The organism is Maridesulfovibrio pacificus (SeqCode) (assembly GCF_048612815.1).
Taxonomy (GTDB): Bacteria; Desulfobacterota; Desulfovibrionia; order Desulfovibrionales; family Desulfovibrionaceae; genus Maridesulfovibrio; species Maridesulfovibrio pacificus.
On record NZ_JBLZNE010000001.1, the window covers coordinates 3,191,752 to 3,216,056 of the forward strand.

At 47.6% G+C, this 24,305-nt stretch carries 26 protein-coding genes; 8 read left to right on the forward strand and 18 right to left on the reverse strand.

Features of this window, described 5'->3' with window-relative positions; genetic code table 11:
• Positions 1 to 24 precede the first annotated feature (24 nt).
• Genes ACNI23_RS14705 through ACNI23_RS14720 form a run of 4 tightly spaced genes read right to left on the reverse strand, consistent with a single transcriptional unit; the run spans position 25 to position 4,672 of the window.
• Positions 25 to 681 carry a chemotaxis protein CheW gene (locus ACNI23_RS14705; RefSeq protein WP_420249792.1) on the reverse strand — a complete coding sequence of 219 codons (657 nt, stop codon included), beginning with the start codon at positions 679 to 681 and terminating at the stop codon, positions 25 to 27.
• On the reverse strand, positions 681 to 1,961 hold the full coding sequence (locus ACNI23_RS14710; RefSeq protein WP_420249793.1) for a CheR family methyltransferase: 1,281 nt from the start codon (positions 1,959 to 1,961) through the stop codon (positions 681 to 683). The genes ACNI23_RS14705 and ACNI23_RS14710 overlap by 1 nt, the downstream gene beginning before the upstream one ends.
• 3 nt (positions 1,962 to 1,964) lie before the next feature.
• Positions 1,965 to 2,450 (reverse strand): chemotaxis protein CheW, encoded by a 486-nt coding sequence (locus ACNI23_RS14715; RefSeq protein WP_420249795.1) that lies wholly within the window; start codon positions 2,448 to 2,450, stop codon positions 1,965 to 1,967.
• 2 nt (positions 2,451 to 2,452) lie between these two features.
• Positions 2,453 to 4,672 carry a methyl-accepting chemotaxis protein gene (locus ACNI23_RS14720; RefSeq protein WP_420249797.1) on the reverse strand — a complete coding sequence of 740 codons (2,220 nt, stop codon included), beginning with the start codon at positions 4,670 to 4,672 and terminating at the stop codon, positions 2,453 to 2,455.
• A gap of 273 nt (positions 4,673 to 4,945) precedes the next feature.
• Between ACNI23_RS14720 and ACNI23_RS14725 the strand changes: the two genes are divergently transcribed.
• On the forward strand, positions 4,946 to 5,161 hold the full coding sequence (locus ACNI23_RS14725) for a hypothetical protein (RefSeq protein ID WP_015853566.1): 216 nt from the start codon (positions 4,946 to 4,948) through the stop codon (positions 5,159 to 5,161).
• Positions 5,162 to 5,265: 104 nt separating this feature from the next.
• On the opposite strand, the gene ACNI23_RS14730 is transcribed toward ACNI23_RS14725, so the two are convergent.
• The 4 genes from ACNI23_RS14730 to ACNI23_RS14745 form a co-directional block, all read right to left on the reverse strand.
• Positions 5,266 to 5,751 carry a phage regulatory CII family protein gene (locus ACNI23_RS14730; protein WP_015853567.1) on the reverse strand — a complete coding sequence of 162 codons (486 nt, stop codon included), beginning with the start codon at positions 5,749 to 5,751 and terminating at the stop codon, positions 5,266 to 5,268.
• 370 nt (positions 5,752 to 6,121) lie between these two features.
• Positions 6,122 to 6,967: a diaminopimelate epimerase gene (gene dapF, locus ACNI23_RS14735; protein WP_420249799.1), complete on the reverse strand. Its 846-nt coding sequence runs from the start codon at positions 6,965 to 6,967 to the stop codon at positions 6,122 to 6,124.
• Between the two features lie 69 nt (positions 6,968 to 7,036).
• Positions 7,037 to 7,717 (reverse strand): queuosine precursor transporter, encoded by a 681-nt coding sequence (locus ACNI23_RS14740; RefSeq protein WP_420249801.1) that lies wholly within the window; start codon positions 7,715 to 7,717, stop codon positions 7,037 to 7,039.
• A gap of 280 nt (positions 7,718 to 7,997) precedes the next feature.
• The gene (locus tag ACNI23_RS14745) at positions 7,998 to 9,470 is read right to left on the reverse strand and encodes a sensor domain-containing diguanylate cyclase (protein ID WP_420249804.1); all 1,473 of its coding nucleotides are present in this window, start codon (positions 9,468 to 9,470) and stop codon (positions 7,998 to 8,000) included.
• A 327-nt stretch (positions 9,471 to 9,797) separates the two neighbouring features.
• On the opposite strand from ACNI23_RS14745, the gene ACNI23_RS14750 reads away from it, so the two are divergent.
• From ACNI23_RS14750 to ACNI23_RS14760, 3 genes are all read left to right on the forward strand, one after another.
• On the forward strand, positions 9,798 to 11,456 hold the full coding sequence (locus ACNI23_RS14750; protein WP_420249806.1) for a glycosyltransferase family 4 protein: 1,659 nt from the start codon (positions 9,798 to 9,800) through the stop codon (positions 11,454 to 11,456).
• Positions 11,450 to 12,535, forward strand: a complete 1,086-nt coding sequence (locus ACNI23_RS14755) for a glycosyltransferase (RefSeq protein WP_420249808.1) — start codon at positions 11,450 to 11,452, stop codon at positions 12,533 to 12,535. The genes ACNI23_RS14750 and ACNI23_RS14755 overlap by 7 nt, the downstream gene beginning before the upstream one ends.
• 221 nt (positions 12,536 to 12,756) lie before the next feature.
• Positions 12,757 to 13,722 carry a chemotaxis protein gene (locus ACNI23_RS14760; RefSeq protein WP_420249810.1) on the forward strand — a complete coding sequence of 322 codons (966 nt, stop codon included), beginning with the start codon at positions 12,757 to 12,759 and terminating at the stop codon, positions 13,720 to 13,722.
• A gap of 77 nt (positions 13,723 to 13,799) precedes the next feature.
• On the opposite strand, the gene ACNI23_RS14765 is transcribed toward ACNI23_RS14760, so the two are convergent.
• Positions 13,800 to 14,546 carry a purine nucleoside phosphorylase YfiH/LACC1 family protein gene (locus ACNI23_RS14765; RefSeq protein WP_420249812.1) on the reverse strand — a complete coding sequence of 249 codons (747 nt, stop codon included), beginning with the start codon at positions 14,544 to 14,546 and terminating at the stop codon, positions 13,800 to 13,802.
• Positions 14,534 to 15,118: a 5-formyltetrahydrofolate cyclo-ligase gene (locus tag ACNI23_RS14770; protein WP_420249814.1), complete on the reverse strand. Its 585-nt coding sequence runs from the start codon at positions 15,116 to 15,118 to the stop codon at positions 14,534 to 14,536. The genes ACNI23_RS14765 and ACNI23_RS14770 overlap by 13 nt, the downstream gene beginning before the upstream one ends.
• A gap of 212 nt (positions 15,119 to 15,330) precedes the next feature.
• On the opposite strand from ACNI23_RS14770, the gene ACNI23_RS14775 reads away from it, so the two are divergent.
• The 3 genes from ACNI23_RS14775 (at position 15,331) to ACNI23_RS14785 (ending at position 16,769) form a co-directional block, all read left to right on the forward strand.
• Positions 15,331 to 16,002, forward strand: coding sequence for a metallophosphoesterase family protein (locus ACNI23_RS14775; RefSeq protein ID WP_420249816.1), 672 nt, complete (start codon positions 15,331 to 15,333; stop codon positions 16,000 to 16,002).
• A 2-nt stretch (positions 16,003 to 16,004) separates the two neighbouring features.
• Positions 16,005 to 16,475 carry a 23S rRNA (pseudouridine(1915)-N(3))-methyltransferase RlmH gene (locus ACNI23_RS14780; RefSeq protein WP_420249817.1) on the forward strand — a complete coding sequence of 157 codons (471 nt, stop codon included), beginning with the start codon at positions 16,005 to 16,007 and terminating at the stop codon, positions 16,473 to 16,475.
• A gap of 69 nt (positions 16,476 to 16,544) precedes the next feature.
• Positions 16,545 to 16,769 carry a hypothetical protein gene (locus ACNI23_RS14785; protein WP_420249820.1) on the forward strand — a complete coding sequence of 75 codons (225 nt, stop codon included), beginning with the start codon at positions 16,545 to 16,547 and terminating at the stop codon, positions 16,767 to 16,769.
• A 64-nt stretch (positions 16,770 to 16,833) separates the two neighbouring features.
• On the opposite strand, the gene rsmG is transcribed toward ACNI23_RS14785, so the two are convergent.
• Genes rsmG through ACNI23_RS14800 form a run of 3 tightly spaced genes read right to left on the reverse strand, consistent with a single transcriptional unit; the run spans position 16,834 to position 19,423 of the window.
• Positions 16,834 to 17,520: a 16S rRNA (guanine(527)-N(7))-methyltransferase RsmG gene (gene rsmG, locus ACNI23_RS14790; protein ID WP_420249821.1), complete on the reverse strand. Its 687-nt coding sequence runs from the start codon at positions 17,518 to 17,520 to the stop codon at positions 16,834 to 16,836.
• Complete coding sequence (locus ACNI23_RS14795) at positions 17,520 to 18,944, reverse strand: MFS transporter (protein WP_420249823.1); 1,425 nt, start codon at positions 18,942 to 18,944, stop codon at positions 17,520 to 17,522. The genes rsmG and ACNI23_RS14795 overlap by 1 nt, the downstream gene beginning before the upstream one ends.
• A gap of 20 nt (positions 18,945 to 18,964) precedes the next feature.
• Positions 18,965 to 19,423 carry a MarR family winged helix-turn-helix transcriptional regulator gene (locus ACNI23_RS14800; RefSeq protein WP_420249824.1) on the reverse strand — a complete coding sequence of 153 codons (459 nt, stop codon included), beginning with the start codon at positions 19,421 to 19,423 and terminating at the stop codon, positions 18,965 to 18,967.
• 190 nt (positions 19,424 to 19,613) lie between these two features.
• On the opposite strand from ACNI23_RS14800, the gene ACNI23_RS14805 reads away from it, so the two are divergent.
• Positions 19,614 to 21,089 carry a sigma-54-dependent transcriptional regulator gene (locus ACNI23_RS14805; RefSeq protein ID WP_420249826.1) on the forward strand — a complete coding sequence of 492 codons (1,476 nt, stop codon included), beginning with the start codon at positions 19,614 to 19,616 and terminating at the stop codon, positions 21,087 to 21,089.
• Between the two features lie 64 nt (positions 21,090 to 21,153).
• On the opposite strand, the gene ACNI23_RS14810 is transcribed toward ACNI23_RS14805, so the two are convergent.
• From ACNI23_RS14810 to ACNI23_RS14830, 5 genes are all read right to left on the reverse strand, one after another.
• A complete protein-coding gene (locus ACNI23_RS14810) occupies positions 21,154 to 21,783 on the reverse strand; it encodes a redox-sensing transcriptional repressor Rex (protein WP_015853584.1) in 630 nt (209 codons plus the stop codon).
• Positions 21,784 to 22,136: 353 nt separating this feature from the next.
• Positions 22,137 to 22,460: an ATP synthase F0 subunit C gene (gene atpE / locus ACNI23_RS14815; protein WP_015853585.1), complete on the reverse strand. Its 324-nt coding sequence runs from the start codon at positions 22,458 to 22,460 to the stop codon at positions 22,137 to 22,139.
• A 75-nt stretch (positions 22,461 to 22,535) separates the two neighbouring features.
• Positions 22,536 to 23,222 (reverse strand): F0F1 ATP synthase subunit A, encoded by a 687-nt coding sequence (gene atpB / locus ACNI23_RS14820; protein ID WP_420249828.1) that lies wholly within the window; start codon positions 23,220 to 23,222, stop codon positions 22,536 to 22,538.
• A gap of 5 nt (positions 23,223 to 23,227) precedes the next feature.
• On the reverse strand, positions 23,228 to 23,650 hold the full coding sequence (locus tag ACNI23_RS14825; protein WP_015853587.1) for an ATP synthase subunit I: 423 nt from the start codon (positions 23,648 to 23,650) through the stop codon (positions 23,228 to 23,230).
• Positions 23,628 to 23,897 (reverse strand): AtpZ/AtpI family protein, encoded by a 270-nt coding sequence (locus tag ACNI23_RS14830; RefSeq protein ID WP_420249830.1) that lies wholly within the window; start codon positions 23,895 to 23,897, stop codon positions 23,628 to 23,630. Before ACNI23_RS14830 ends, ACNI23_RS14825 begins: the two co-directional genes overlap by 23 nt.
• Between the last annotated feature and the right edge of the window lie 408 nt (positions 23,898 to 24,305).

The following is a 24,305-nucleotide window of genomic DNA, read 5'->3' on the forward strand; positions in this document are numbered from 1 at the left end:
GGCTGTTGCTCATTGATTTCCGCCCTACTTGATAATGCGGTTAAAAGCCTCGAAAAGAAGCTCATCTTCCAGCAGAGAAATTCTCTTACCATCTATTTCAAAAAGGCCGCGGGTGTAAGCCGCAGGGGCTTTAGCCACGGTAGCCGGGGCATCCATAAGCGCATCAGGCGAATAGTGGTGGACCCCGAAGACTTCATCCACCGCAAAAATCCAGCGCCCGAAACCGCGATCCACGCAGATGAACCTGCTGTAAACACGAAACCCTTTTTCCTCTTCGGTAAGATATTCCGCTTCAAGACCTAGCAGTTCCCGCACTGAAACAACCGGAATTATCTGTCCCTGAAGGCTGGTCAATCCCCGGAACATCCTGCTGTTGCGATGCGGAACCGGACGCACAATGCGCTCTTCCAGAACTGAAATAAAAACCTGTGAAGAAAGAGCCAGCCATTCACGGGAAATTCTGAATACCACTGCCCCGGATGTTTCGATCTGCTCCTCTTCCTTGGCAATTGCTACGGCTTCGGTGTTCTCGTCCAGATAACCTTCGGGCGGCTCACGGTCCAGCAGGGAAAGCCCTGCACTGGTAAAATGCGGGCAATGGTAGCAATGGCTCCAGCGCTCCAGTTCCGGGCAGGATCTATCCCCGGCATAACCTATTGTATTCCAGCAGGATTCAAGCATTAACCGGCCTCATTCCTTTTTTCAGCCCGACGGGCCCTGTTACGCATGATCTCAGCCTTACGCAAATCACCCCGGTTTTCCAGCAGCAGGGCGAGATGTACCAGCGATTCCATATGATCCGGTTCGAGATACAGGGCCTTGCCATAAAGCTCCTCAGCCATGGTAATATTACCTCCGGCCTCATGCAGCAGACCGCAAAGATGAAACAATTCCGGCTCCGGTACCGCCTGCTTGAGCAATTCATCGCACATACTCAAAGCTTCTGCCGTGCGGCCTTGATCCGCAAGGACTTTGATCTGCCCGATAGAAGAACTTGGCTGCGACTCCGCACTTTCAATCTTTTCCACATTCTTTTCAACATCAGCAGCCTTCGTTTTCCCGAAGTCAGGCTCCGGCTGTTTAAAGGCCGGTGCGGGTATGAATGCTTTTTGTGCCAGCGTTGTTCCTGAGCCTGAGAAAGAATTTGGGGGACACTTCTGATGCGTACAGACTGGCTGTTTAAGCAGGGTGGCAACCTTACGTTTACCCTTACGTAAGGCAAAAGTTCCCTGCTTCCTGACCGGAGTGAACCAATCGTTAAAAACCGGAAGAATCTCGGCATGGCCTACAAAAAGCAATCCGTCATCCTTCAACTTTTCATTCAACAATGCCGCCAAACATTTCCTTGAACCATCATCAAGGTAAATCAACAAGTTGCGACAAAAAACCACATCATATCTGCCTGTTGGAAGGCAGCCATCAATGATGTTACCGGCATGAAAATTAACCGAATCCCTTATCTCCGGGGCGAGCATGCGGCCTTGTTCGCATTTACGGAACCACCTCTGAGCATAAATCGGAAGCTCAGCACGAAAAGAATTTTCACCGTAAACAGCACCTTTTGCCTTATTCAAAGCCCGTTCACTGATATCGACCCCATCAACCCGGAATTTTTTCAGTCCGGCTCCCATGAGGGTCATAGCTATGGAGTATGGTTCCTCTCCGGTGGAACACGGCGCACTAAGCACCCGAAATTCATCACTACGCCCGGCAACAGTTTCAAAAAGAAGTTCAAACGGTTTGCTATCCCTGAAAAACCATGTTTCCGGGACCACAATCTCTTCAACCAGTTCGGCCAATTCCTTATCACTGGTACGTATCAGACCAAGATATGACTTTTCGGTAGTTGCGGTCTCTCTCATACGTGCCCTTACTGCCAGCTCAATACCGGAACGGGACAAGGATTCCGGTGCTAAGCCAACGGCTCGATTGAGTATCTTCAGAAACGGCGCAACATTCATCCCTTACTCCTGAACCGATCCCGAATCATCTTTTGGAAAAAGAACCTGCCGCAACTCCTCGCTCAGCAACTTGTGCGGCTTAAGCAATTGCAACATGCAATCATTTATTCGCGCCACCCTCCCAAGCCACGGTGCATCGGGGATTTCCAGACCGGAATCCTCAAAATCAGAATCAGTAACTTTCAGGGTCTCGGTGATATTCTCAGCCAACAGCCCAAGATATTGTTTACCCCGCTCAGTACCGGTATCAAGATCGGCCAGATCAATGATAACAATCCGGGTGGACATTCGCGATACACAAGGGACATCCATTGCCAGCATGGACAGATCCACTACCGGAGTAACCATGCCCCGGTAATTAAAAAGCCCTTTTACGAAGTCAGGCGAACGGGGCAGTTCCTTGCAGACAGTAGGCGGAACCACCTCTGCTACAGAGCGGGCTTCCAGCCCATACACGTATTCACCTATCCTGAATGTGAGTACCAGCATGGTTATTCACTCACCTTGAAGCGCGCAACTTCACTGCGCAAGCCCTGAACCGCTTCATTGAGCTGCGATGTCGCTCTGTTGAATTCTGAAAGGGCATCAGAAGTATCGGAAGCAGTTTCCGAAAGCTGGGCCATGGCTTCACTGATCTGCCCAGCACCTTCGGCCTGTGCGGTCATACCATCGTTGACCTGTTCAATTCTGGGATTGAGTTCACGGACCCCGGTCATGATTCCTTCCAGTTTTTTACCCAGCTTACCCGCCTTTTCAGCACCGAACCGGACATCTGATGCAAACTTTTCCATCTCATCCACACCGGAGTCGACTGAGCTGCGCATGTTGCTGATCATATCTTCAATTTCAAGGGCCGCCACAGAAGTCTGATCTGCCAGACGTCTGATCTCGGCCGCGACAACGGAAAAGCCCTGACCGAATTTTCCGGCCTTTTCCGCTTCAATTGCTGCGTTAAGGGAAAGAAGGTTGGTACGATCCGCAACCTTGGTAATGGTATTGACGATACCTTCAATGGCATTGGCCCGGTCGTTGATTTCGTCCAACTTTCCGGTAATGACCATGGTTGCAGAACTCAAGTCATCCATGATCCTGACCATGGTCTTGAGACCGTCCTGACCTTCAAAGGCGAGATTGTCCATATTGGAGGCAGCCTCATTGACATGATGCATAGCCCCGGCAAGCTCGCCGGAATTGGCTGAGATCTCGGCACTGGTGGCACTTATTTGGGTGGTTGCAGCAGCCTGCTGGTTAACGGTCACTTCCAACTGGCGTGCAGAAGCCGCAATTTCCGTAGAAGAAGTGGTAACCTGAATACCTGAACGCTGCACCTGTCCGATAAGGGAAAAAAGAACATTAACCATCCCCTTAACCGCGAGGTAAAGTTGCCCGGTCTCATCAAGAAGTTCAGGATTCTCGGCATGCCGCACCGCCCTACGGGCATTGGGGCATGATTCGTCAACTATCGCAATGGTTTCCCGAGCTTTATGCAGATCACCGGAAGCTATAACTTTAACCAGTTCCACCATGTGGCTGAGCGGCTCAGCGATCAGTCCGCTGGCATAAAAAGAAACAATAAGGGTAATGGCCAGCAGTACCATACCGGTAATACTCAACCACTCCACCAGATAATCAAGGACTCCGGTCAAACGGGTGGTAATGCCCTGATACTCGTCAAGATACACCCCGGCACCGATAACCCAGCCCCAAGGCTTGAAATAAGTAAAAACAGAAAGCTTATCCCGGCCCTCATCATCCGGTCCGGTTCTCCAGACATAACTTTTACTGTTAAGCTTACCCTCCCCGGCTTCAATAGCCTGGTTCAGGATATCCTGCACAAAACCTTTATTGCCGCTTATCTCATCTGCATGCATCCCGTCATTCTGGGGTGAATTTGAAACAATATAGCGGCCCCGACTGTCCCCTTTGGTGCCGATAACCCAGATATAACCGGTCTTGCCTATGGAAGTTTTGAGCATGGAATTGCGCAGAACCTGCAAAATATCATCATCCATGTAGACAGCCATCATGCCTGTCACATAACCATCCAGATCCCTCAAAGGAATGTATATGGTGAAACGGGAGCCATGGTCCATTGCCCCATAATTTTGAGCCTTGCGTCCGGAAAGGACATCATCAATGGCTGTGACAACCCGGCCGTCCTCACCCAGAGAATAAAAAATATCACCCAGTTTCCAGTTCAAATCCCCGGCAGGAGCCGTGGTATCCACCACCAGCATATCACCTTCGGGATTCAATCTTTGAAAGATTGTGCAATAAGCACCGGAAATACGAGTCGCTTCCACCAGCATGGACAGCGGCTTACCTTTACGTTTCGAATAGGTAAATTCCGTGCCCCCCAATGTCATAACCGGAACGGTCAACTCATCAGAATCGTCGCGATGGTTATTCACAGGCCAATCCGAAACCCTCTTCAAGACTTGAATACTTCCTTCGTCATCCATCAGGGACTGCAAAGCCATGGCCGCCCTTTCGGTTTCTGCAGTAAGTAATTGATCTGAGGTGCGACATTCCTCATAAAGGTCGGCAGTCATCTGCGAAACATGGGATTCGATAAGGGAACGAACCTCATCCTTCATACAATCCTGCAACCGATCCTCAAGGACATCGGTAATGATAAACATAGCCACAATAGGAATAATTGCAGCTCCGCAGGCAATAGCGATTATCTTTCGTCTGAGGGAAAAACGCATCGGATACATCCCGGCACTGCCATTCGGTAAGAAGGCGGCACTTTTTATTACAAGATTACATGGATTCCATCGTATCGGGGCAGGCACTGTTACGCCTACCCCTCCCTTGTATTTATTTTATATCATTAAATCAATGACCGCAGGCATTTTGCAGGTATTTCCAAAAAATATATTTATTTCATGTAAAGTGATTGCCACCGCCTGCCGATAGCAAAAGTATGAACCGGCAGGTGAATTTCTACCCGCCGGATGTCCCCACTCACGGAGGAGTGTATGTATTATCACGGATTTGATAACAAAGCTGCGTCTGCCACCAAGTATTGGAGTCACAAAGACGATGAACTTGTTTCGGTATTATTTGCAAAAATCATAAATAAGACAGTGAACACTCAAGCCCCCTGCCCGGAGCAGGACCATCTCGTGGACCAGATGGTCAACAACCTCTTCGACCTCTGCTTCTACATCAACAAGGACGTTCATAACTGCTAATCTTTTTTCACACACAAGCTATGTGCTGAACAAAAAAATCCCCGCCAGTATCAATTGGCGGGGATTTTTTTGATGGAACCTTATCGATCGACTCAGAATGTCAGTTAGCTGACCTGAGCGAGACGAGGTGCGTTCTTGGCTTTTTCTTCTTCAGATCTTTTACGCAGGTAGTGAACCATGGTCAGGATAGCGGTGATTGCTTCAAAGCCTTCCTGTTCTACGGAATCTACCAGTTCATCGGAAGGATCAGCCTGCAGGGCGCTTTTGAGAGCCTTGGAGTAACGACCGAAACCGTCCATGAGATCGAGAGCCATGTAGTTTGCTTCGTCAGGATCTTCAGGATTGATATCCATGGGAACAAGTACGTAACCCATGATGTTTGCAAGCCTGGTCAGGGGACGAATGCTACCGGTAGCTTTCATGATGGGAATAAGTTCTTCAACGCCTACTTTAGCACCTTTATCTTCGGGGTTAATTTCACGAAGAAGGGTGGGGTAAGGCTTATTGATTTCGTTTGCAACATCACGTGCAGGCTTGTCGTTTTTGAGTACAACGTCCTGTAAAAGCTTGGTAAGTTCATTATTTGCCATTTTTATCTCTCCCTTAGTTCATTATTCTGCAATCATTATTACTTTCAAACTAAGCCAAAATCGTGCCAGTTTATTATGTAATAACACACATACATTTAATGTTTTAATTTCAATCTGTTAACAAAAAGTGGTCAACACCGCTCTTTTGTTTTGTCTCACAAACCAATAAATTTTACTGAAAAACAAGAAAACCCATTATCCAGTAAATCATTACTGTTGCGAAAAGAAGGCTATACAAGGAATACTCATCCCATGCAAGGACTGATTTCGGCTATATTGGATTTTATTCTATTCTGGTATGTTTTTCAGAATAAGTAAAAAGACACCGCAAAAATGCGGTGCCCGTCTCACAAATATCTAACCTGTAATGCTATTCAATTCCCAAAGACTCAAGGTAGACCTCACCGGAAAAGGTGAGTTCGGCACCGCCCTGCAAAAAGACATTACCGTCTTCAATGATAACCTTAAGGATTTCGCCGCCGGAAGTACGAACGCGTACCGCAGCATCGGTCAGCCCCTGTTCAAAGAGGGTAACCTGCACTGCGCTTACTCCGGTTCCGCACGCATAGGTTTCATCTTCTACGCCTCTTTCATAGGTGCGCACAATGAGGCTGTCATTATCATCAATCTGTACGAAGTTCACGTTGGTCCCGGCAGGAGCAAAAGCCTCGTGGTAGCGGAATGCAGCGCCAAGTTTCTTAATGTCCACTTCTTCAACATCGGCAACCTGAACAACAACGTGCGGAACGCCGGTGTTGGCAAAATGATACTCGTATTCTTCGCCTTCAATCTCAAGAGTCTGCTTCACAACCAGACCTTCAGGCGGGGTAAGCTGAACCTTAACTTCCTCAAGCTCAGGAAAGACCTGAACCTTGATGGGACCGGCATCTGAACCGAAAACGTGCTGCTCGCCGGCAATATCCAGCGCATGGGCCAGTCTTCCGGCACAACGGGATGCGTTACCGCACATTTCCGCTCTGGAACCGTCGGAATTGTAGAACTGCCAGACAAAATCAAGACCGGAACCTTCCGGTGCGTTTTCAATGAAAAAAAGTCCATCGGCATAAACACCGAAAGCACGCTGGCAAAGCTTCTCTGCCCAGAGAGACATCTTCTCAACAGGCACGCCCAGTTCACGGTTATCGATAATTACGAAATCATTGCCGCAGCCCTGCATCTTATAAAAAGGAACGGATTTTCCAAACATTTTACTCATTGGCAACCTCGTATTTTGCAAAATTAGGATTCGATTTTCTAAGGCACTCGCCCGGTCAAGAACAGACTATCAGACTTCGGACACACGGGAATGCAGCCGACGGGCCATATACAGGAACGGTGTGTCCATCACCGCCACTATAACCTTAAAGAGGTAGGTAGTAAAAAGAATTTCCACCCAAACGTCAAAAGGAAAGAGTCCCCACAGGGCCACGAAACAGAATACGGACGAATCAAGAAACTGACTGAACAAGGTGGAAGCATTGTTACGCAACCAGAGGTGGCGCTCTCCCATTTTGTCCTTAAGAAGATGAAAAATATAAACATCATTCAGCTGGGAGACAATATACGCGGCCATGCTGCCGAGCGCAATACGGGGCAGGAACCCGAAAATAGCTTCAAGATGAGGCTGAGCGAAATCATCCGCAGCCGGAGTGAACATGAGGGCCAGCTGCATATAGACCACAGCCATGACCAGAACCACAAAGCCCAGATAGACAGCTTTCTTGGCTTCTTTTTTGCCGTAAAACTCACTGAGCATGTCAGTGGAAAGAAAAACGCTGGCATAAAGGATATTGCCTAAAGTGGTGGTCATTCCGAACAGTTCAATAGTCTTCAGAACCTGAATATTACAAAGGATCAGATTGAATACGATTAAACCAAACAAGCCTATCTTGCCGAAAAATCTATAAATAATAAGAACAAGGCTTAGGTCCATGACCGCAAAGCCAAGCCATAATAATTCATTCATATCAAACTCCTGTACGGGCATTCCATTGAATTCGCATTCAAGAAAAACACCGCAACTTAATAAACACGGGCTCTGACGCCCTGAGACAATGCTCCTAGCTTAAATCAGACTGAAAAGCCATTCAGTTTTCAAGTATAATGAAAATATAAATAACACAACAACCAGAGAAAGGGGTATAATCCGTAAATTTATAACTGGTTTATCCAAAAAAAAAGGGCTCCGACAACCGGAACCCCTTTAGATCAGCCTGACAGCTATAGGCTGAAGGAAACCTCGTAAATTACATAATTCTCAGCTTGGGGCGCATGGGGGATACGACCACCCGGTTACGTCCCTGCATCTTAGCATCGTAAAGAGCCTCATCAGCCTTACGAACAATCTCGGTATCTTTTTCAAGACTTCCCGGACGTACGGAAGAAACGCCGATACTGGCAGTTATGTTAAAATTCTTATCCTGATAAGTCATGGCGCAGGATTCAATCTTGGCCCTGATCCGCTCTGCAAGCATCTCCGCTTGATCTTCTCTGGTGTGAGGCAGCAGGATTACAAATTCTTCTCCACCGTAGCGGGCGATGAAATCAGTGGATCTGAAAGTTCCCTCAAACATTCTGGCCACTTTTTCAAGAACCATGTCACCGGCCATATGACCGTATGTGTCATTCACAGTCTTAAAATGGTCCAGATCAACCATGAGCAGGGAAAGTTCGGTATTCAAACGCTGGTGACGCTTGAATTCTTCGACCAATCTTTCGTCAAAACTGCGGCGGTTGTAGACTCTGGTAAGTCCGTCCCGGTTTGCACGGGTCTTAATCTTGTTGAACATGATGGCGTTGCTCAAAGCAAGCGAGAGGTGATTGACCGCAGCATTAAGGGAGGACACCTGATCCTTGGCCAATCTAATATTACGTTCGCAAAGCATGACCAGACAACCGAACTTCTCGCCACGGGCGACCAGCGGCAGAGCCAGAATTCTCCCGGCTCCGGGGCTGTAGATCATCTGATTGCTACCCACTGGCACGGTTTCAGACATGTTGTAGCTGGAAACTTCCATACCGCTGAGGGCAACCACATTTTCAATCATTAGCTCAATCCATTCGGACTGGACATTTTCGGCCTGACCGGGATTGATAAAAATTTCTGCATCAATGTGCTTTCCTGTGGGCAGAACATCCCAAAAGGCACCCTGTACCGAATAAACCGGGAGAAGCATCTTGAGGTCTTCAGCGGCCTGTCCGAGGATATCCGCAACTTCAAGACGCTCAGTGGCATTGGAAAGCACGGTGTTCAAGAACATAAGCTGTTCGGTTTTACGGGAAAGCAGTTCACGCTCAAGGATAATTTCCTCAGTCATACGGTAAAGGTCACCATAAAGACCGGAAATTTCCTTGGCTCTGAACAGAGCGTCCTGCACCTTGGAACTTGTGAGCGGAGAGCTTACTACTGCCAAAAAACCGTCTTCAAGCACCTGCTCCAGATCAGCGTTGTTCCTATCATCCTGAATCAGGATACGCTGAGTGGATTCAAGGTTGCGATAGGCCATGCGCCTATCTTCCGGCAGTTCCTCCCAGACTCTTTGCGGAATCCAGGTGGCGGCTGGCTTTTCATTATTACTCAGTTCCTTTTCACCGGGCAATGAACGCTCGGAAAAATTTCTCAAAAAGAATCCGGGCCCGAGGGAATCCTCGATTTTACCGGCTTCGTTGCTGTTTAGGCCGAACCCCCAAAGCAGTTCAGGCCTGTGTCCTCTTTTCATTTCAGGTCTCCTTGATTAGCTGTCAGAAACAATATTCCACCCGATATTTTGCAAAATAAGGGCCACTATATATTTAGAAGATAACGACAGACAGATTCTCAAGAGAGCAACCGGCATATATACAACACTAAAGCCTTAGATAACGGATATTTAAATAAAAACTAAGCAGGGATTATAATTATTTGCGAGAGCTTTTTCACAACACGCATTGTCCTTAGGCAATCATGAAAACGGCAAAGAGTGCCGGAAAACCGTCAGTCCGACAAAACTGCGCGCGGCAAATAAATCCTTTGACAAGAGCGGGCCAAATGTGGCTTGAAATAACGTATGAAAACTCAAAGAATATGGGGAACTCTGGACCCATTCTACGAAAGCGGACCCATTATTGGCAGGAAAGTAGCCAACTCAGGTTTCTTAAACGGATTACTCGAAGCGGACCCGTTTGCTGAGTATCACTTCTTCCTTTCCGGAGCAGGGGTCAGACAAGGACTACGCAAGTTTCTTCAAAGCAGCTATCCGGCTATTATGGATGCAGGGCGGATAAAACTCATGGACCGCCGGGACCTGCCTACTGAGATCGCCACCCGTGATTACTTCTGCTTCCACCAGTCTGACTGCATCAACTACCCGCCCCATCTGGCCCGGGTCCGTAACAAATACGCCCGAAACATCTTTCCGATTACCGGAACGACCCATTCCTTGAGTTACAGCAACTACGGTTCATTTTTCCTTAATTATCTATGGAAGGGCACAACCGGACGGGACTGCATTGTGACTACTTCCAATACCGGAATCGTTGTTGTTGAAAAATATTTCAAACACTTGCGCGAAGGGCTGGGCCTGAGTGAAGAAACTCATCCCACACCGCAGATAAGAAAAATTCCGCTGGGCATTGATCCCGGCCAGCTTGCACCGCCGAATGAACATTTAAAAGCAGAGGCCAAACTCAATCTCGGAATTGATGCCGATGACGAACGGATCAACATCCTCGTATTTGGACGCATAGCGCATCATTCCAAAATGGATGTCCTGCCCCTGCTCCGAGCCATGCAAAGACTCTTCGCCTCGGGCATGAACCGGGAAAAAGTACGGGTACTTCTCGGTGGATGGGTCGATGAAGAAGACGATTTTCCGGATACTCTGGCCCAACTGGGTCGCAACATGGGACTGGAACTATCCATCATTGGACGGCCTTCTGAAGCTAAAAAACTTGATCTCTACCGGGCTGCAGATATTTTTGTATCCATCTCCGACAATCCACAGGAAACTTTCGGCATCACGGTTCTGGAAGCAGGTGCCTCCGGCCTGCCGGTAATTGCATCCGATTACGACGGCTACAAGGATCTGGTGGTTGATGGCGAAACCGGGATGCTTATTGAAACCATCGGCCCGGAAGCCACACCGGAACTGGACCTCATGGCCCCGCTATGCTTTGACAACCATTACCACCTGTTAATGGCCCAGCAGACCGCCGTGAACACCCCGCAACTCGCTGCCGGACTGGAAAAACTGATCAACGATCCGCAACTGCGATCCCGAATGGGTGCCGCCGGGGCCAAACGGGTCCGTGAGCAATTCAACTGGACTACAGTGATTGAACAGCACATCAAACTCTGGGAAAAGCTCAATACTGTTCCGGTGGATAAAGATGCCCTGCGCGAGATTCTACATCCTGTTCAGCTCCGTATGGGTGAAACCTTTTCCCATTACCTCACAGAAACCCTGAGCCCGGAAACAAAGCTGGTAACGGGAACAACCGGCATGGCTATCTATCAGGGACGCGAATTTCCGCTCATGTATAAAGGAGTGGACAGATTTCTTCAGGAACAAGTCATCCGTAAGATGGCCTTCTTTGCCCGTAAGCCGATCAGCGCAGCAGATCTTGCAGGCAAAATCAAAACAATTGCTGCTGACATGACCGAACGCGAAACTCAGTTTCACATCCTTTGGAGCCTGAAACACGATATTCTGGAAAAAGTATGTTGAAACGGACAGTAGTGCATCACACCATCCTCAAAAAAAGCGGTGGTGCTGCAAGGGTGGCCCTGTTGCTGCATCAAGGCTTACTTGATGAGGGCAACCGTTCTGTTCATTCCTTCGAAGCCTCGGAAAAAACAGATGAGGAGTTGATCTCCCCGGATCTGGCTGCACAGGCAATCCCGGAAAACAGTATCGTCCACCTGCACACTTCGAAGAACCCAACAAAATTCCTGAGAGCAATACCGGGGAACTGCAAAACAGTAATCACCCTGCACGATACCCAGATGATCACCGGAGGCTGTGCCTCCCCCATCGACTGTCCAGAATTTAAAAACAAGTGCCGCACTTGTCCTCGAAATTTTCCAAATTCTGAACAGGTCCGCAAAGAACGTATCGAAGCCATAATCGACTCCAAGGCAGTGCTTGTTTCACCTTCAGGCTGGCTGAGTAGACTTGCCCGCAAGGCTGATCCGACCTTGAAACCTAAAATTATCCCCAACGGCATACCTTGGCCGGACGCACCCGCAAATAAGAACCAAATCAGGCGGGAACTTGGAATCCATCCGGCATCGAAGGTAATGCTCTTTGTTGCCCACGGAGGTGTTCAAGCTGCCTATAAATCCGGACCGCAATGGAAAAATTACTGGGCAACGATCAAAGCGGCAGTGCCGGAAGCATTATGTTTTGCCATAGGAGGCAATGAAAACAGCAGAGACGGGGACTTTATCTCTGTGCCTTATGTGGACAGCCACACACTTTCCAAATTTCTGGCTGCGGCAGACGTACTGGCCTACCCGACTCTCGGCGACAATCATCCATTGATAATACTTGAAGCAATGGCCCAAGGGTTAGCTCCTGTAAGTTACGCAGTAGGCGGCGTGCTGGAGCAGATTGTCGATGGTGAAGATGGAATCCTAATTCCCCCTTATGAAAAACAAACATTTGCCGAAAAGGTAATTATGCTGCTTAAAAACAGCAGGCTAGCAAAGGAAATGGGCAGTCGTGGATTTCAAAAAGGGAAAAAACGGTACTCCCATATAAGAATGATTAACGACTACATCAAAGTTTATGATAATTTGATGTAGTTTCGACTTATCGTGTTATTATTTTTCTTATTTTTTTCAATTTTCACAAAAACCTAGTTGACTTTTCCTGCCGATTAAACTGGAAATGTTTTATTACCAAGAACATGAAGATGAAAAAAATCTTTCATAAACAAGCATTTCAGGCTAACATTACTATGAGCAAAAGTTGCTCTGTTCTATGACGCTGGCTTGATACATTATTTTTTCAGGGGAGGATGAGAATGTCCCAAACTAATATTCTGCTTGAATCAGGCACCAACGAGCTTGAAATTGTTGAGTTTTATATCGATGAAGTTGACAATGTACATGACGGTTCAACTCGCCGCAGCTACTACGGCATCAACGTTGCCAAGGTCGTTGAGATCATTCGTTTGCCTGAGTTGACCGATATGCCCGATGCAGCAAACGATGCTGTTCTGGGGGCCTTCGATCTCAGGTCGGAAATTATTCCCCTGATTGATCTCAGTCGCAGGGTTGGCAAAAATAGAATTGAAGACGAAGCACCCAAAGTTATCGTCACCGAATTCAACAAAATTTCCACAGCCTTCCTTGTTTCCGGCGTAACACGCATTCACCGCATCAGCTGGGAACAGGTTGAGGCACCGAGCAAACAGGTTTCCTCGCTTACAGCGAACTCCATCACCGGCGTGGTTAAACTCGAAGGAAGAATTGTATTCCTGCTTGACCTCGAAAAGATCGTTGCCGATCTTAACCCGGACATGGATATTACCGACATGCCGGAAGCATCACTGGTAGACAAAATCGAAAAACGCCAACTCAAGGCACTTATTTCCGATGACTCCACCATGATCCGCCGCATGATCGGACAGATGCTGGAAGATGCCGGTTTCCGGGTTACCAGAACCCACAACGGTAAGGCTGCCTGGGATAAGATCGTGGAATGGAAAGCCTCAGCCGAATCTGAAGGCAGATCCATCAATGATTATCTGGACATTGTAGTCACCGATATTGAGATGCCGGTTATGGACGGTCATAACCTGACCAAGCGTATCAAGGATGATCATGATCTCCGCAACATCCCGGTACTGCTCTGCTCCTCCATCATCACCGACACCCTGTACCACAAAGGTGAATCCGTCGGCGCTGACGACCAGATCTCCAAAGCTGAAATCAACCAGCTGGCCGAAAGAGTCTTCAAGCTTATTGAACGGTACGAAAGATCATAGCTTTACGAATCATACCAATATTAAAGCCCCCGCAAAGAATATACTCTGCGGGGGCTTTTTATTACCCATAAATCAAACTACTTGATCCAGATAAGTGAGCACTGTCGTCCGGTAACCTTTTCCCGTCGATAGGAAAAGAAACTCTGTTCCATTGAATAAGTGCACAGATCAATGGAATGGATATTCCGCCGTTTAAGTCCGGCCTCCACCAATTGATCGATTGTCAGCTTCCAGAGGTCAACCGTGCTGGATTCCTTTTCAAAGTATGAATCAAAGCCCGGACCGAAATCAGATGTAAAATTAATAAACTGCGATACCGCAGGGCTCAGGCTGGGACCACGCACGGCGAGCAGATCCTTGGGGTCACAGCTATAACGTTCACAAATATCCGCCACTCCCTTGCCCGGAAAATTAATGGCATTGCCCCGCCAGCCGTTGTGCAATCCAGCTACAAAATCACCATTCTTATGAGCGATCATGATCGGCTGGCAATCAGCGGTCTTAATAACAAGCGCATGCCCGGGAGCTGAAGTAGCAAGACCGTCCCCCTCAAGGCTGGGAGCATCTGCAGGAGAACCTTCTTTAAGCTCATAATGCATAACATCGCCATGAACCTGAATGCACTCATGCCAATGCGAGATTCCCAGCGATGCTGCTAATTCTGTACGATTGGACCGTACGTCATAAGGATCATCGCCTACATCATAGGAAATATTTCCCCCATTATAAGGGTCCTTGCAGCTGCCACATTCTCTGGTAGTGAAAGCAACCGAAACCTTCTCCAAACCCGGAAACACAAAAGGTATAAAATTTATTTTTGCCATATCTTTTCCTTATCTGTGCAGACCAGCTGCACGGCTTTATCCCAAGGCTCAACAGGAAATCCCTCTACCAGTTGGAAATCGTAACAGACTCCCACAGAAAGAAATCCATCCTTCTGCGGACGAGCCAAAAAACGGTCATAGTAACCGCCTCCGAAGCCGATACGAAACCCGCTGCGGTTAAATCCCACACCGGGAACAATTAACAAATCCGGTGAAACAGCATCCGGGAACTCGCAACGGGTCCGGCAGGGTTCCTTGATACCGAATGATCCCGATGTTAAATCAGCTTCAGCTCTGACAACGCCGAAATCCATCTGTCCCGGCTCGTTTTTACGACAACAGGGCATGAAAAGCCTCTTGTTACCATCCCATGCGTTTTTCAGCAAAGGCCGCACATCGACCTCATTTCTGATGGGCCAGTAAAGCAGAACTTCCTCAGCCAGCTCCCATTGTTCAAGGGATAGTACCGCATCAACAATATTACTGCTCATGGAATCCACATCCGCTCCACGCATGGCAGAACGTTTTTCCAGCAATTGCCGTCTAATGATTTCTTTATCCAATTCGGCCACCTATTTTTCTATTTCAATCATGGTCTAAGAAAATTAAGCACAATCAGGTCACAAAAATCAATCACCAAGTGCGACAATAACGGAAAGATCCCCGTCTCAACCAGCACACGGACCTTGGCACCATTGGTTTTTAAGGCCATTAATGCTATTCGTTTTTTTCCGGAACCAATGCATATAAATTAATAACTGAGCCATATACAATCGGAGGCAGCATGCCTGAATCCAATAAGAAATGGATCGCTTTCGGCGATGTTCACCAGAGTCTTAAATTTATTGATCTACTCCCGGACCTTGAAGAAGCCGACGGGGTAATCATCACCGGGGACCTGACCAACCATTCCCCTGAAGGGGCAATCGAAAAAGTCTGGAACAGCGTATACCGCAGGAACAAAAACATCCTCGCCCAGCTCGGTAATATGGACAGAAGCAATGTCACCGAGTTCTTAAAGGAAAAAGGTGCCAACCTGCACTGCGAAGTACGTGAGATTGCACAAGGTATAAAAACCATGGGCGTAGGCTGCTCCATCAATACTCCATTCGGAACTCCCAGCGAGATATCTGAAGATGAAATGACACAATATCTGGAAGAGACCTACCATGAACTGGGCGATTACGAACAACTGCTTCTGGTAGTCCACGATTCCCCGTTCAACACCAAACTGGATGTCATCGGCAATGGTATGCATGTAGGCAGCAAATCCGTACGCAATTTCATCGAAAAGCACCAACCGGATATAGTTCTCTGCGGACACATTCACGAATCCAGAGGCGAGGATTCCATCGGCAAGTCCCGCATTTTCAACCCCGGCATGGCTTCCGGCGGCGGATATGTGCTCGTTTCCATTGAAGACGGCAAGTTGGACGCAACCCTTAAACAAATTTAACAATGAGCAAACTACAATTTGTATGGGTCGGCAAGCTCAAGGAACCTTTTTTCCGTGATGCCTGCGCCCACTACACAAAAAAACTAGGACGCTTCCACAAGCTGGACGAAACCATTCTCAAAGATGCACCGGGCAAACTGCCGCCCATGGACAAAGTTCAGCACGAAGGCAAGGCTATCATGGCTAAAATCAAGCCTTCTGACATGCTCATCTGCCTTGATGAGAAAGGCAAGGAAATGACCTCGGTGGAGCTTTCCAAGCATCTGCAGCGCTGGACTGAAGATCCGAACCTGACCCCAACTTTCGTTATCGGTGGTCCTTTCGGACTGGCAGATGAGGTCAAAAACGCGGCAAGAGTCAAACTTAGCTTAAGCAAGATGACCCTGCCCCACGAGCTGGCCCGGACAATGCTCCTTGAGCAGCTCTACCGTGCTGCGTCCATACTTCGCGGTTCACCTTATCATCATGTTTAAAGGCATGGATTGATGCGCTTCGCGCTTTTAATAATTTGATATATAAATTTCCTGCTATTGGAGATAGTTATGCTTAAGATGGATTACCTTGAAAGACTGGAAGAATACATGACTTCCGGTGATATGAAATTTGAATTTGATAACGGAACTGAAGAGAAAAGATTTGAGATCCTAGAGTTCCTTGAGAAGCTCATGGATGTAGCTGAAATCGCCGATGAACACGCCACCAAGCTGATCTTCAAAGGCGGTCTGCTGGAAGCTCTTTCCGGAGCAAACCAAGAAGAAGAAAAATAATTTTCACTGCCAACAAAAAAGCGGCCTTGATTCGAGTGAATCAAGGCCGCTTTTATTCGATATTTCAAATTCTTCGCAGACACCAGAAATTGTGCGTTTTATCTCCGGCTTTGTATTGCATGGAATCTTCCAGCACATAGCCCGGACCTTCCAGCTCCTGCTCAGAAGGCGCAGGGTCATTGGATAGGATAACGATCCTGCCTTGCTCGGCCAGCATGGGCTTAACGAATTCCAAAAGTTCTTTCCAAGGCATGAACGCCTTGCTGAGAATAAGATCAGCAGGAAGAGTTTCGGACGGAATCTTTTCCGCGCGGCCCTGAAAAACATCTGTGCGTGGCAGTTTCATCATCCGCAGGGCTGTACGCATGAAAATGCAACGTTTTTCACGTGATTCCACCAGACGATAATCCCCGGCCTGCCAGAGAGCACGCAGGGGGATTCCGGGCAATCCGGCCCCGGCTCCGAGGTCCAGAGTTACCGGATTGGCGGGTAATTCCAGCGAATCCAGAAAATCAGCCAGATGCAGGCTATCGATAATCAGGGAATGAAAGACCTGCTCCCAACACTGAGGGCCAACCAGATTCATGGACTTGTTCCACTTAACCAGCAGGGTCAGATAATAGGCCAGAACCCTTGCCTGATCAATAGCTGCCTTGAATCCTTCATCCTGAGCCGTATTATCCTTTAACTTTCGTCCGGCCTTACTTGCCGCACCGAGAATATCGGCAGCTTTAATATTAATTTCCGCCATTAGTCCTCCTTGCTGTTCCCGGCAGATTGCACACAAAGGTCATTCTTGGCAACTCCTTGCCTTTTCAGCACAGCACGAATGGAAATCAGGACCGCTATACCGCAAAGAACAGATAAACTGGAAAGAGAAAAGCGCATAACTGTCAGATATTCGGCTGCTGATTCAGGGCTGACCGGAGCCTTGCCCATAATCGTGGAAAGGAAAATAGCGATGATAACCATGCTGAAAACCATGCCGATAGTCCTGAGCCCACCTGAAATTGCAGAGGCAAAACCATAACGGGAAGGAGGCACGCTGCTCATAAGAATTATCATATTAGGTGAGGAGAACAGCGCAAAACCGATGCCCAGCACCACAAACATGGTGTAGAGATAGGGAAGGCTTGTGTCCGCTGTGACCATTGCTCCCATGATAGTCCCGGCAGTGCAGGCCAACATGCCCAGCAAAGCCAACACCCGCGGGGAAAACTTGTCAGCAAGTCTGCCGCAAAGCGGTGAAAGCACGGCCTGAACAATCGGCTGAATAACCAGCACCAGTCCGGCATCATGGGGACTGAATCCCTTCACGGACTGCATGTAGAGACTGAAAAGAAAAACTATCCCGAATGTCCCGGCATAGTTGATAAACTGCACCAGTGCGGCATCGGAAAAATCACGCCTTTCCTTGAACAGGGTCAATTCCACCAATGGAGATTCTGCTTTATTCTGCATGTAGATAAAGAGCGCAACACCAAGCAAGCCTGCTATTAATGCTGCTGGACCAAACCATCCTGCACCGAGACTAGTTCCGCCAAAAACAATGGCTGCAACAGAAAGGGCAACTACAAAACTTCCGGAATAATCGAATTTCTCATCCGAAGGCCGGAATTTTCCGTTCAAATTACGGTGGGCAACATAATATGAAATTCCAAGCGGAATCATGCTCAGATAATAAATCCAGCGCCAACCCATATGTGATGTAACAAGCCCTCCCATATATGGCCCTGCAGAAAGACCTACATATACCGCAGCTACAGCCATCCCCATGGCCTTTCCGCGCTCCTCTTTAGGCACGGAATTGGTCAGCAGTGCCATATTGGTAGCTATGCCCATACCGCCGACCATGCCCTGAATCATGCGTAACCCGATCACAGTTTCAATGTTCTGGGCAAATCCGACCAGCAACGTAAAAATTGCAAACAGCAAAACACCGAGCCTGAACATGGGCTGCCTGCCATGCATATCGGCCAACCGGCCAAATGGCAGTAAAAATGCAGCCACACTGCCGATGTATACCGATTCAACAAGACTTAAATCAAGACCGCTGGCCCCGAATTCCCGGCCCATGACCGGAAGGGTTATTCCTACAGCCGAAAACATGAACGGCATGGTGAATTGAGTCACCGCCACCGTAAATATGACTGCTTTTTTCTTTGCATCATCCATTATATTCTCCTGAAATATCACTACAAATAATCCCAGACGCGGGGCATACCCAGATGATCTCGGCTTGTATCAATCACTTTACCCATCAATTCCATTAATTTTTTAGCTTCTTCTTCTGACAGCCCGGAGATCATTATTTCATTCGCTGCCATCAACTCTTTATGCAGATCATCCTTTATAGCCTTTGCTTTCTCTGTCGGGTAAACCAGTTTCTGGCGTCTGTTGTCAGGATTCTCTTCTCTATAGAGCAATCCCATCTTAATTAAGTTTGCGACCGCCCTTGCGGTAGCCGCTTTATCAACACTGAGAATCATTGATAATTCATCCTGTGATCTTCCCGGATAGCGCAATGACTGCATGATAAAACCGATTTGCCCGTAGGTGATACCTACCGACTTTAATTTCTCGGCTAGAATAGCCTTATGCAACCGTCCCATCTGCCCGTTCATATATCCAAATGAAGCATGCTTTTTTATCATTCTACCCTGCTCTGTTGATTTATCAACAATTGACCAGTCAACTGTTGACTAGTCAATTATTTCTGAACCGTTAAATAGTCAACGTTTTTTTAAAAATGGTTGATATGCGGTAAAACGTATGCTCATATGCTTCTAAACACCGACCAATTATTAATATTATACTTCAACTGAAAATCAATCGGAAATGCTGATGGCCAATGTCTTAATTATTGATGATGACCCCTTTATCGGGGAACTGCTGATCGCCATAGCTGAAGCTGTAGGACATGATGGAGAGAAAGCCCTGACCCTAAAAGAAGGCATGGCCCTTGCGCGTGAGGAACGCTTTGATGTCGTATTCCTCGATGTAATTCTGCCAGATGGAAACGGACTCGATGCCCTACCGGAACTACAACTGCTCAGCAACATGCCCGAAGTGATCATTATCACCGGTCAAGGTGACTCCAAAGGAGCTGAGTTGGCCATTAATTCCGGGGCATGGGACTATATCGCCAAGCCCGCCAGTCAGGAAGAATACATGCTGCACATGAAGAGAGTTTTCCAGTACCGCACTGAAAAACAATCTTCCAGCCCCAAACTGGGTCACCATAATATCGTCGGTCGCTCAGAATCCATAGTGCGCTGCCTGGGACAAGCGGCCAAAGCAGCGGAAAGCCACGTGGGTGTATTGCTGCTCGGGGAAACCGGCACGGGTAAAGAGCTTTTTGCCCGGGCTGTCCATGACAACAGCATGCGCCGAACCGAACCATTCATCATTGTCGACTGTGCATCAATTCCAGAAAATCTCGTTGAATCAATTCTCTTCGGGCATGAGCGAGGAGCATTTACCAGCGCTGATAAAAGTCAGGAAGGTTTAATAGCCAAAGCTGACGGCGGCACCCTTTTCTTGGACGAAGTTGGCGAACTGCCCATCTCGTTGCAGAAATCTTTTCTGAGAGTATTACAGGAACGGACCTATCGTCCTGTAGGCGGCAATGAAGAAAAACAAAGTGATTTCAGGCTCGTGGCGGCAACAAACCGCGACCTTGATGCCTTGGTCCAGAGCGGTAGATTCAGGCAGGATCTTCTTTACAGATTACAAGCATTTACAATCGAACTTCCACCATTACGGCAACGCGGCGAAGACATTAACAAGCTCTCGCGCTACTATTTGAACAAGCTTGCAGCAGACTTTAATGCCCCGCCGATAGCTATTTCAGACGAATTTCTAGATGCATTGAAATCATACCCATGGCCGGGCAACGTGCGTGAACTTTTCAATGTTCTGGAGCAGGTTTTCACATCAAACCCCGGAGCCGGGGAATTCCTGCCCATCCATCTGCCGGTCCGTTTACGAGTATCAGCAGCTCAGGCTTCAGTGCAACCAAAGCATGAAGCCAAAAACAGTCTCACCCTGATTAAAGGCAACAAGTCCCGTAAACCTCAGGACCGGAACATTGACATTCCCATGCCGGAAGTCAATATACCGGATGCTAACAAACTACAGCCTTTCAAAGAATATCGGGACGAGGCAGTTAATAATGCTGAAAAGATCTACCTTGAACAATTGATCCTCATAAGCAGAGCCAACATGTCTGAAGCAGCCAAGGTCTCCGGTATATCCGTTTCCAGGCTCTATGCCTTGCTGAAAAAGCACAACATCAAAAAGCAATACTCTGTCGAATAGCACAAAAAATCCCCTGTGACTCAAGGTCACAGGGGATTCATTTCTTACCAATTTGCGTAAACTTTTATTCCATGGAGCTGATATTGAAAGCAACGGAATAAAAGTGATGGGTGAAGTCAACGTATTCAACCGGAACATTTTTAGGAACATCAATCCTCGCCTGCGCGAAGTTAACAATTCCCTTAATGCCACCGTCAACAAGATAGTTAGCAGCACGCTGCGCCCTTTCCGGCGGTGTGGTGATAATACCGATTTCCAAGCCCAGCTCTTCTACTCGCGCTTTAAACTGGCGGGTGCAGACAACTTCAAGGCCGGAAACAACTTCCCCGATTTTGTATGGGTCGCAGTCAAATGCCGCACGAATAGAGAATCCGCGAAGGGCGAATTCCTTATGGCGCAACAGTGCTCGTCCAAGGTTGCCAACGCCGACAAGGGCGCAACCCCAAACCCGGTCTACACCGAGAGACTGCTTGATTGAAGAGATGAGTTCATGCACATAGTATCCGACACCACGCACACCGAACTCACCGAAGTATGCAAGATCCTTACGAATCTGAGAAGGATTGACCGAACAGGCCCGGGCAAGTTTTTCAGAGGAAATCACCTCTACTCCGTCCCTTTTGAGTCCTGTTAATACCTGTATGTAAACAGCGAGCCTTTTAATGGTCGCTTTGGGGATATTCTGGGTTTTCACTTTAGTTTCCTATTTTCCATGACAAATGCACTTGCACGAAAAGTCTCGGCTGGTAGTTTTAGGTTCTGAGGTCCGGAAGACCACTACCTTCCCTCGCAAGTTCGATAAAGTCCCCTACTGGAGAGTCGATACGAACGCAACCTTTTCCGCCACCTTCCATTAGATTTATATACACTAAAACCCTTAGTTTCGGCTACCCTTTGAATGCATATTATTAATTTATGCAAGGGATTATAGCCTTGATGCCAGTAAAACCCCGATACCGACATCGAAATATGTGAAAAAATTAACAATACTTGCGGAAAAAAAAGGAGGTCCGAAGACCTCCTTTAAATATTTCCAAATCCTTAAAACTAACCGATGAGGGGGTTAGCGAAGAGAAGGATGAGGTTAACAACGAGAGCGTAAATGGCCAGGGATTCAACGAATGCCAGACCAAGAATCAGAGTAACAGTGATTTTACCACCAGCTTCGGGGTTACGTGCAGTACCTTCACAAGCAGCTTTCAGACCGAGGCCCTGACCGATACCACAACCAGCAGCAGCGATAGCCATACCGATAGCGGTAGCAGTAGCGGTAGCGGAAGCAACTTCGGGAGCTACGCCAGCAGCGAATGCTGCACCAGCAGCGAGAACCAGAGCCATGGTGTTCAGAACGATAAGCAGAGCTTTACGCATTGTAAAATCCTCCAAAATATAAGTTTATTTAACAGGTCGTTAGACCATTTCCCCAAAATTAAGTTTGCCTGAATCCTAGTGAGCTTCTTCCAGAGAACCTTTCAGATAAATCATGGTGAGCATGAAGAAAATGAAAGCCTGGATAACCTTTGCCAGCATGAACAGGAAGTACATGGGCAGGGTGGAAACTACAGGAGCAAGCAGGAACAGAAGCACGAGAACGATTTCCTCACCGCGGATGTTACCGAACAGACGCAGAGTAAGCGAAAGCGGACGCGAAATGTGGGAAACCACTTCGATGATAAACATCAAGGGAGCCAGAGCCGGAATGGGGCCCATGAAATGCTTGATGTAATGGGCACCATGAAGTTTGATGCCGATGTAGTTGTAGTAAAGAAAAGTACATACAGCCATTGCTGCGTTAGTGTTGACGTTCGCAGTGGGAGCGTCAAATCCGGGAATAAGACCCATGAGGTTCAGTGTGAGGATGTATACAAAAAGAGTACACATGAAAGGAAATACTTTGCGTCCGCCCTCACCGACGTTACTGACGACAAAATCTTCCAATCCCCCGATAACGATCTCAGCAAGGTTTTGCACCCCGCCGGGAACCAGACTGAGCCTTCTGGACACAATAAAACCCAGTACGAAAAGAACACTCATTCCGAACCATGTGTACCACACGTGGTTGGGGATGTGAGTTCCCAGAGCGTTGTTAAGCTCTGTCATGATCAATAATGGATGTGGTAAACCTCCAGCCATGATCCTTATGCCTCCTTCACTTTTTGCCGAAACCCGGCTACGCCCCAAAATATCGCATTCACAACTACCGTACTAAGACCGGCCAGAAGAGCGTAAATAGAACACTGCCCCCAGACTATCAGACCGTAGATAGCCAGCCCGGATAAAATGAGCCGACCGTAGAAGCGAATCAACAAGGACACAACCGCGCCCTTGCGCATGTAAGCCAGATGCTGACCGAACTTGGCCAGCGACCAGAAGTTGAACGTAATCAGAACCGCTCCGGCTGCCAGTCCCAGTGCCCAGTGGGCAAACCCGATGGAGACTACTGCAGCGATAAGGCATGTTCCGGCAGTAAGGTACAATTGATTTCGCACCAGACTGCGTACGTCCGGATGAGTGAAGCCCCGCCTGTGGAGGAATGATTCAATCTTCTGATTTATTTTCATTGGTTCCAGGACCTTTCCCCTGATCCTTTTTCTGAATCCGCTGAACTTCGTCGAAAACGTTCTTGAAGCCGGCAGCGATTCCGAAACACAAGAAAACAATTAGAAGCCAAGGCTTCGTTCCCAACCATTTATCGAGATACCACCCGATACCCAACCCGACAAAGGTGGAGACAACCAGATGAGTTCCGATCGTAGCGGCATTGCCGAGCAGATCGAAGGTCTCTTTATTCCCTTTCAAAAAGAACATGTTGCTTCCGGTCCTTTATTTTATCCGGGATGGAATTTGCTGCGCAAAGCGGACTTTGCGCAAACCTTCACAAGTGAGTTCCGTCTAGCATAATCTTCAAATAAGAGTCAACGGATTCTTCATCCATAAGCTCTATTTTACTGAAAAATTATTCCAAAGATCAGCAGAGGAAACCACCTCGCAATAAAAAACACTTGAATTTCATATCGCTGAAACGATTAACGCGCAACATCAAAATCAATTCTGAATGGACATTCAGCCTGTTTTGGAGCTTTATTTTTTATTAATACGCTTGAATAAAAGACTTTTTATATTTGTAAAAAATTTCACAATCAGCGCTTGTTTGAATTTCACCCCTTAACCGTTCTGAGTGACTTTTTTTTCATATGCACGTAAGTCTTAAGAATA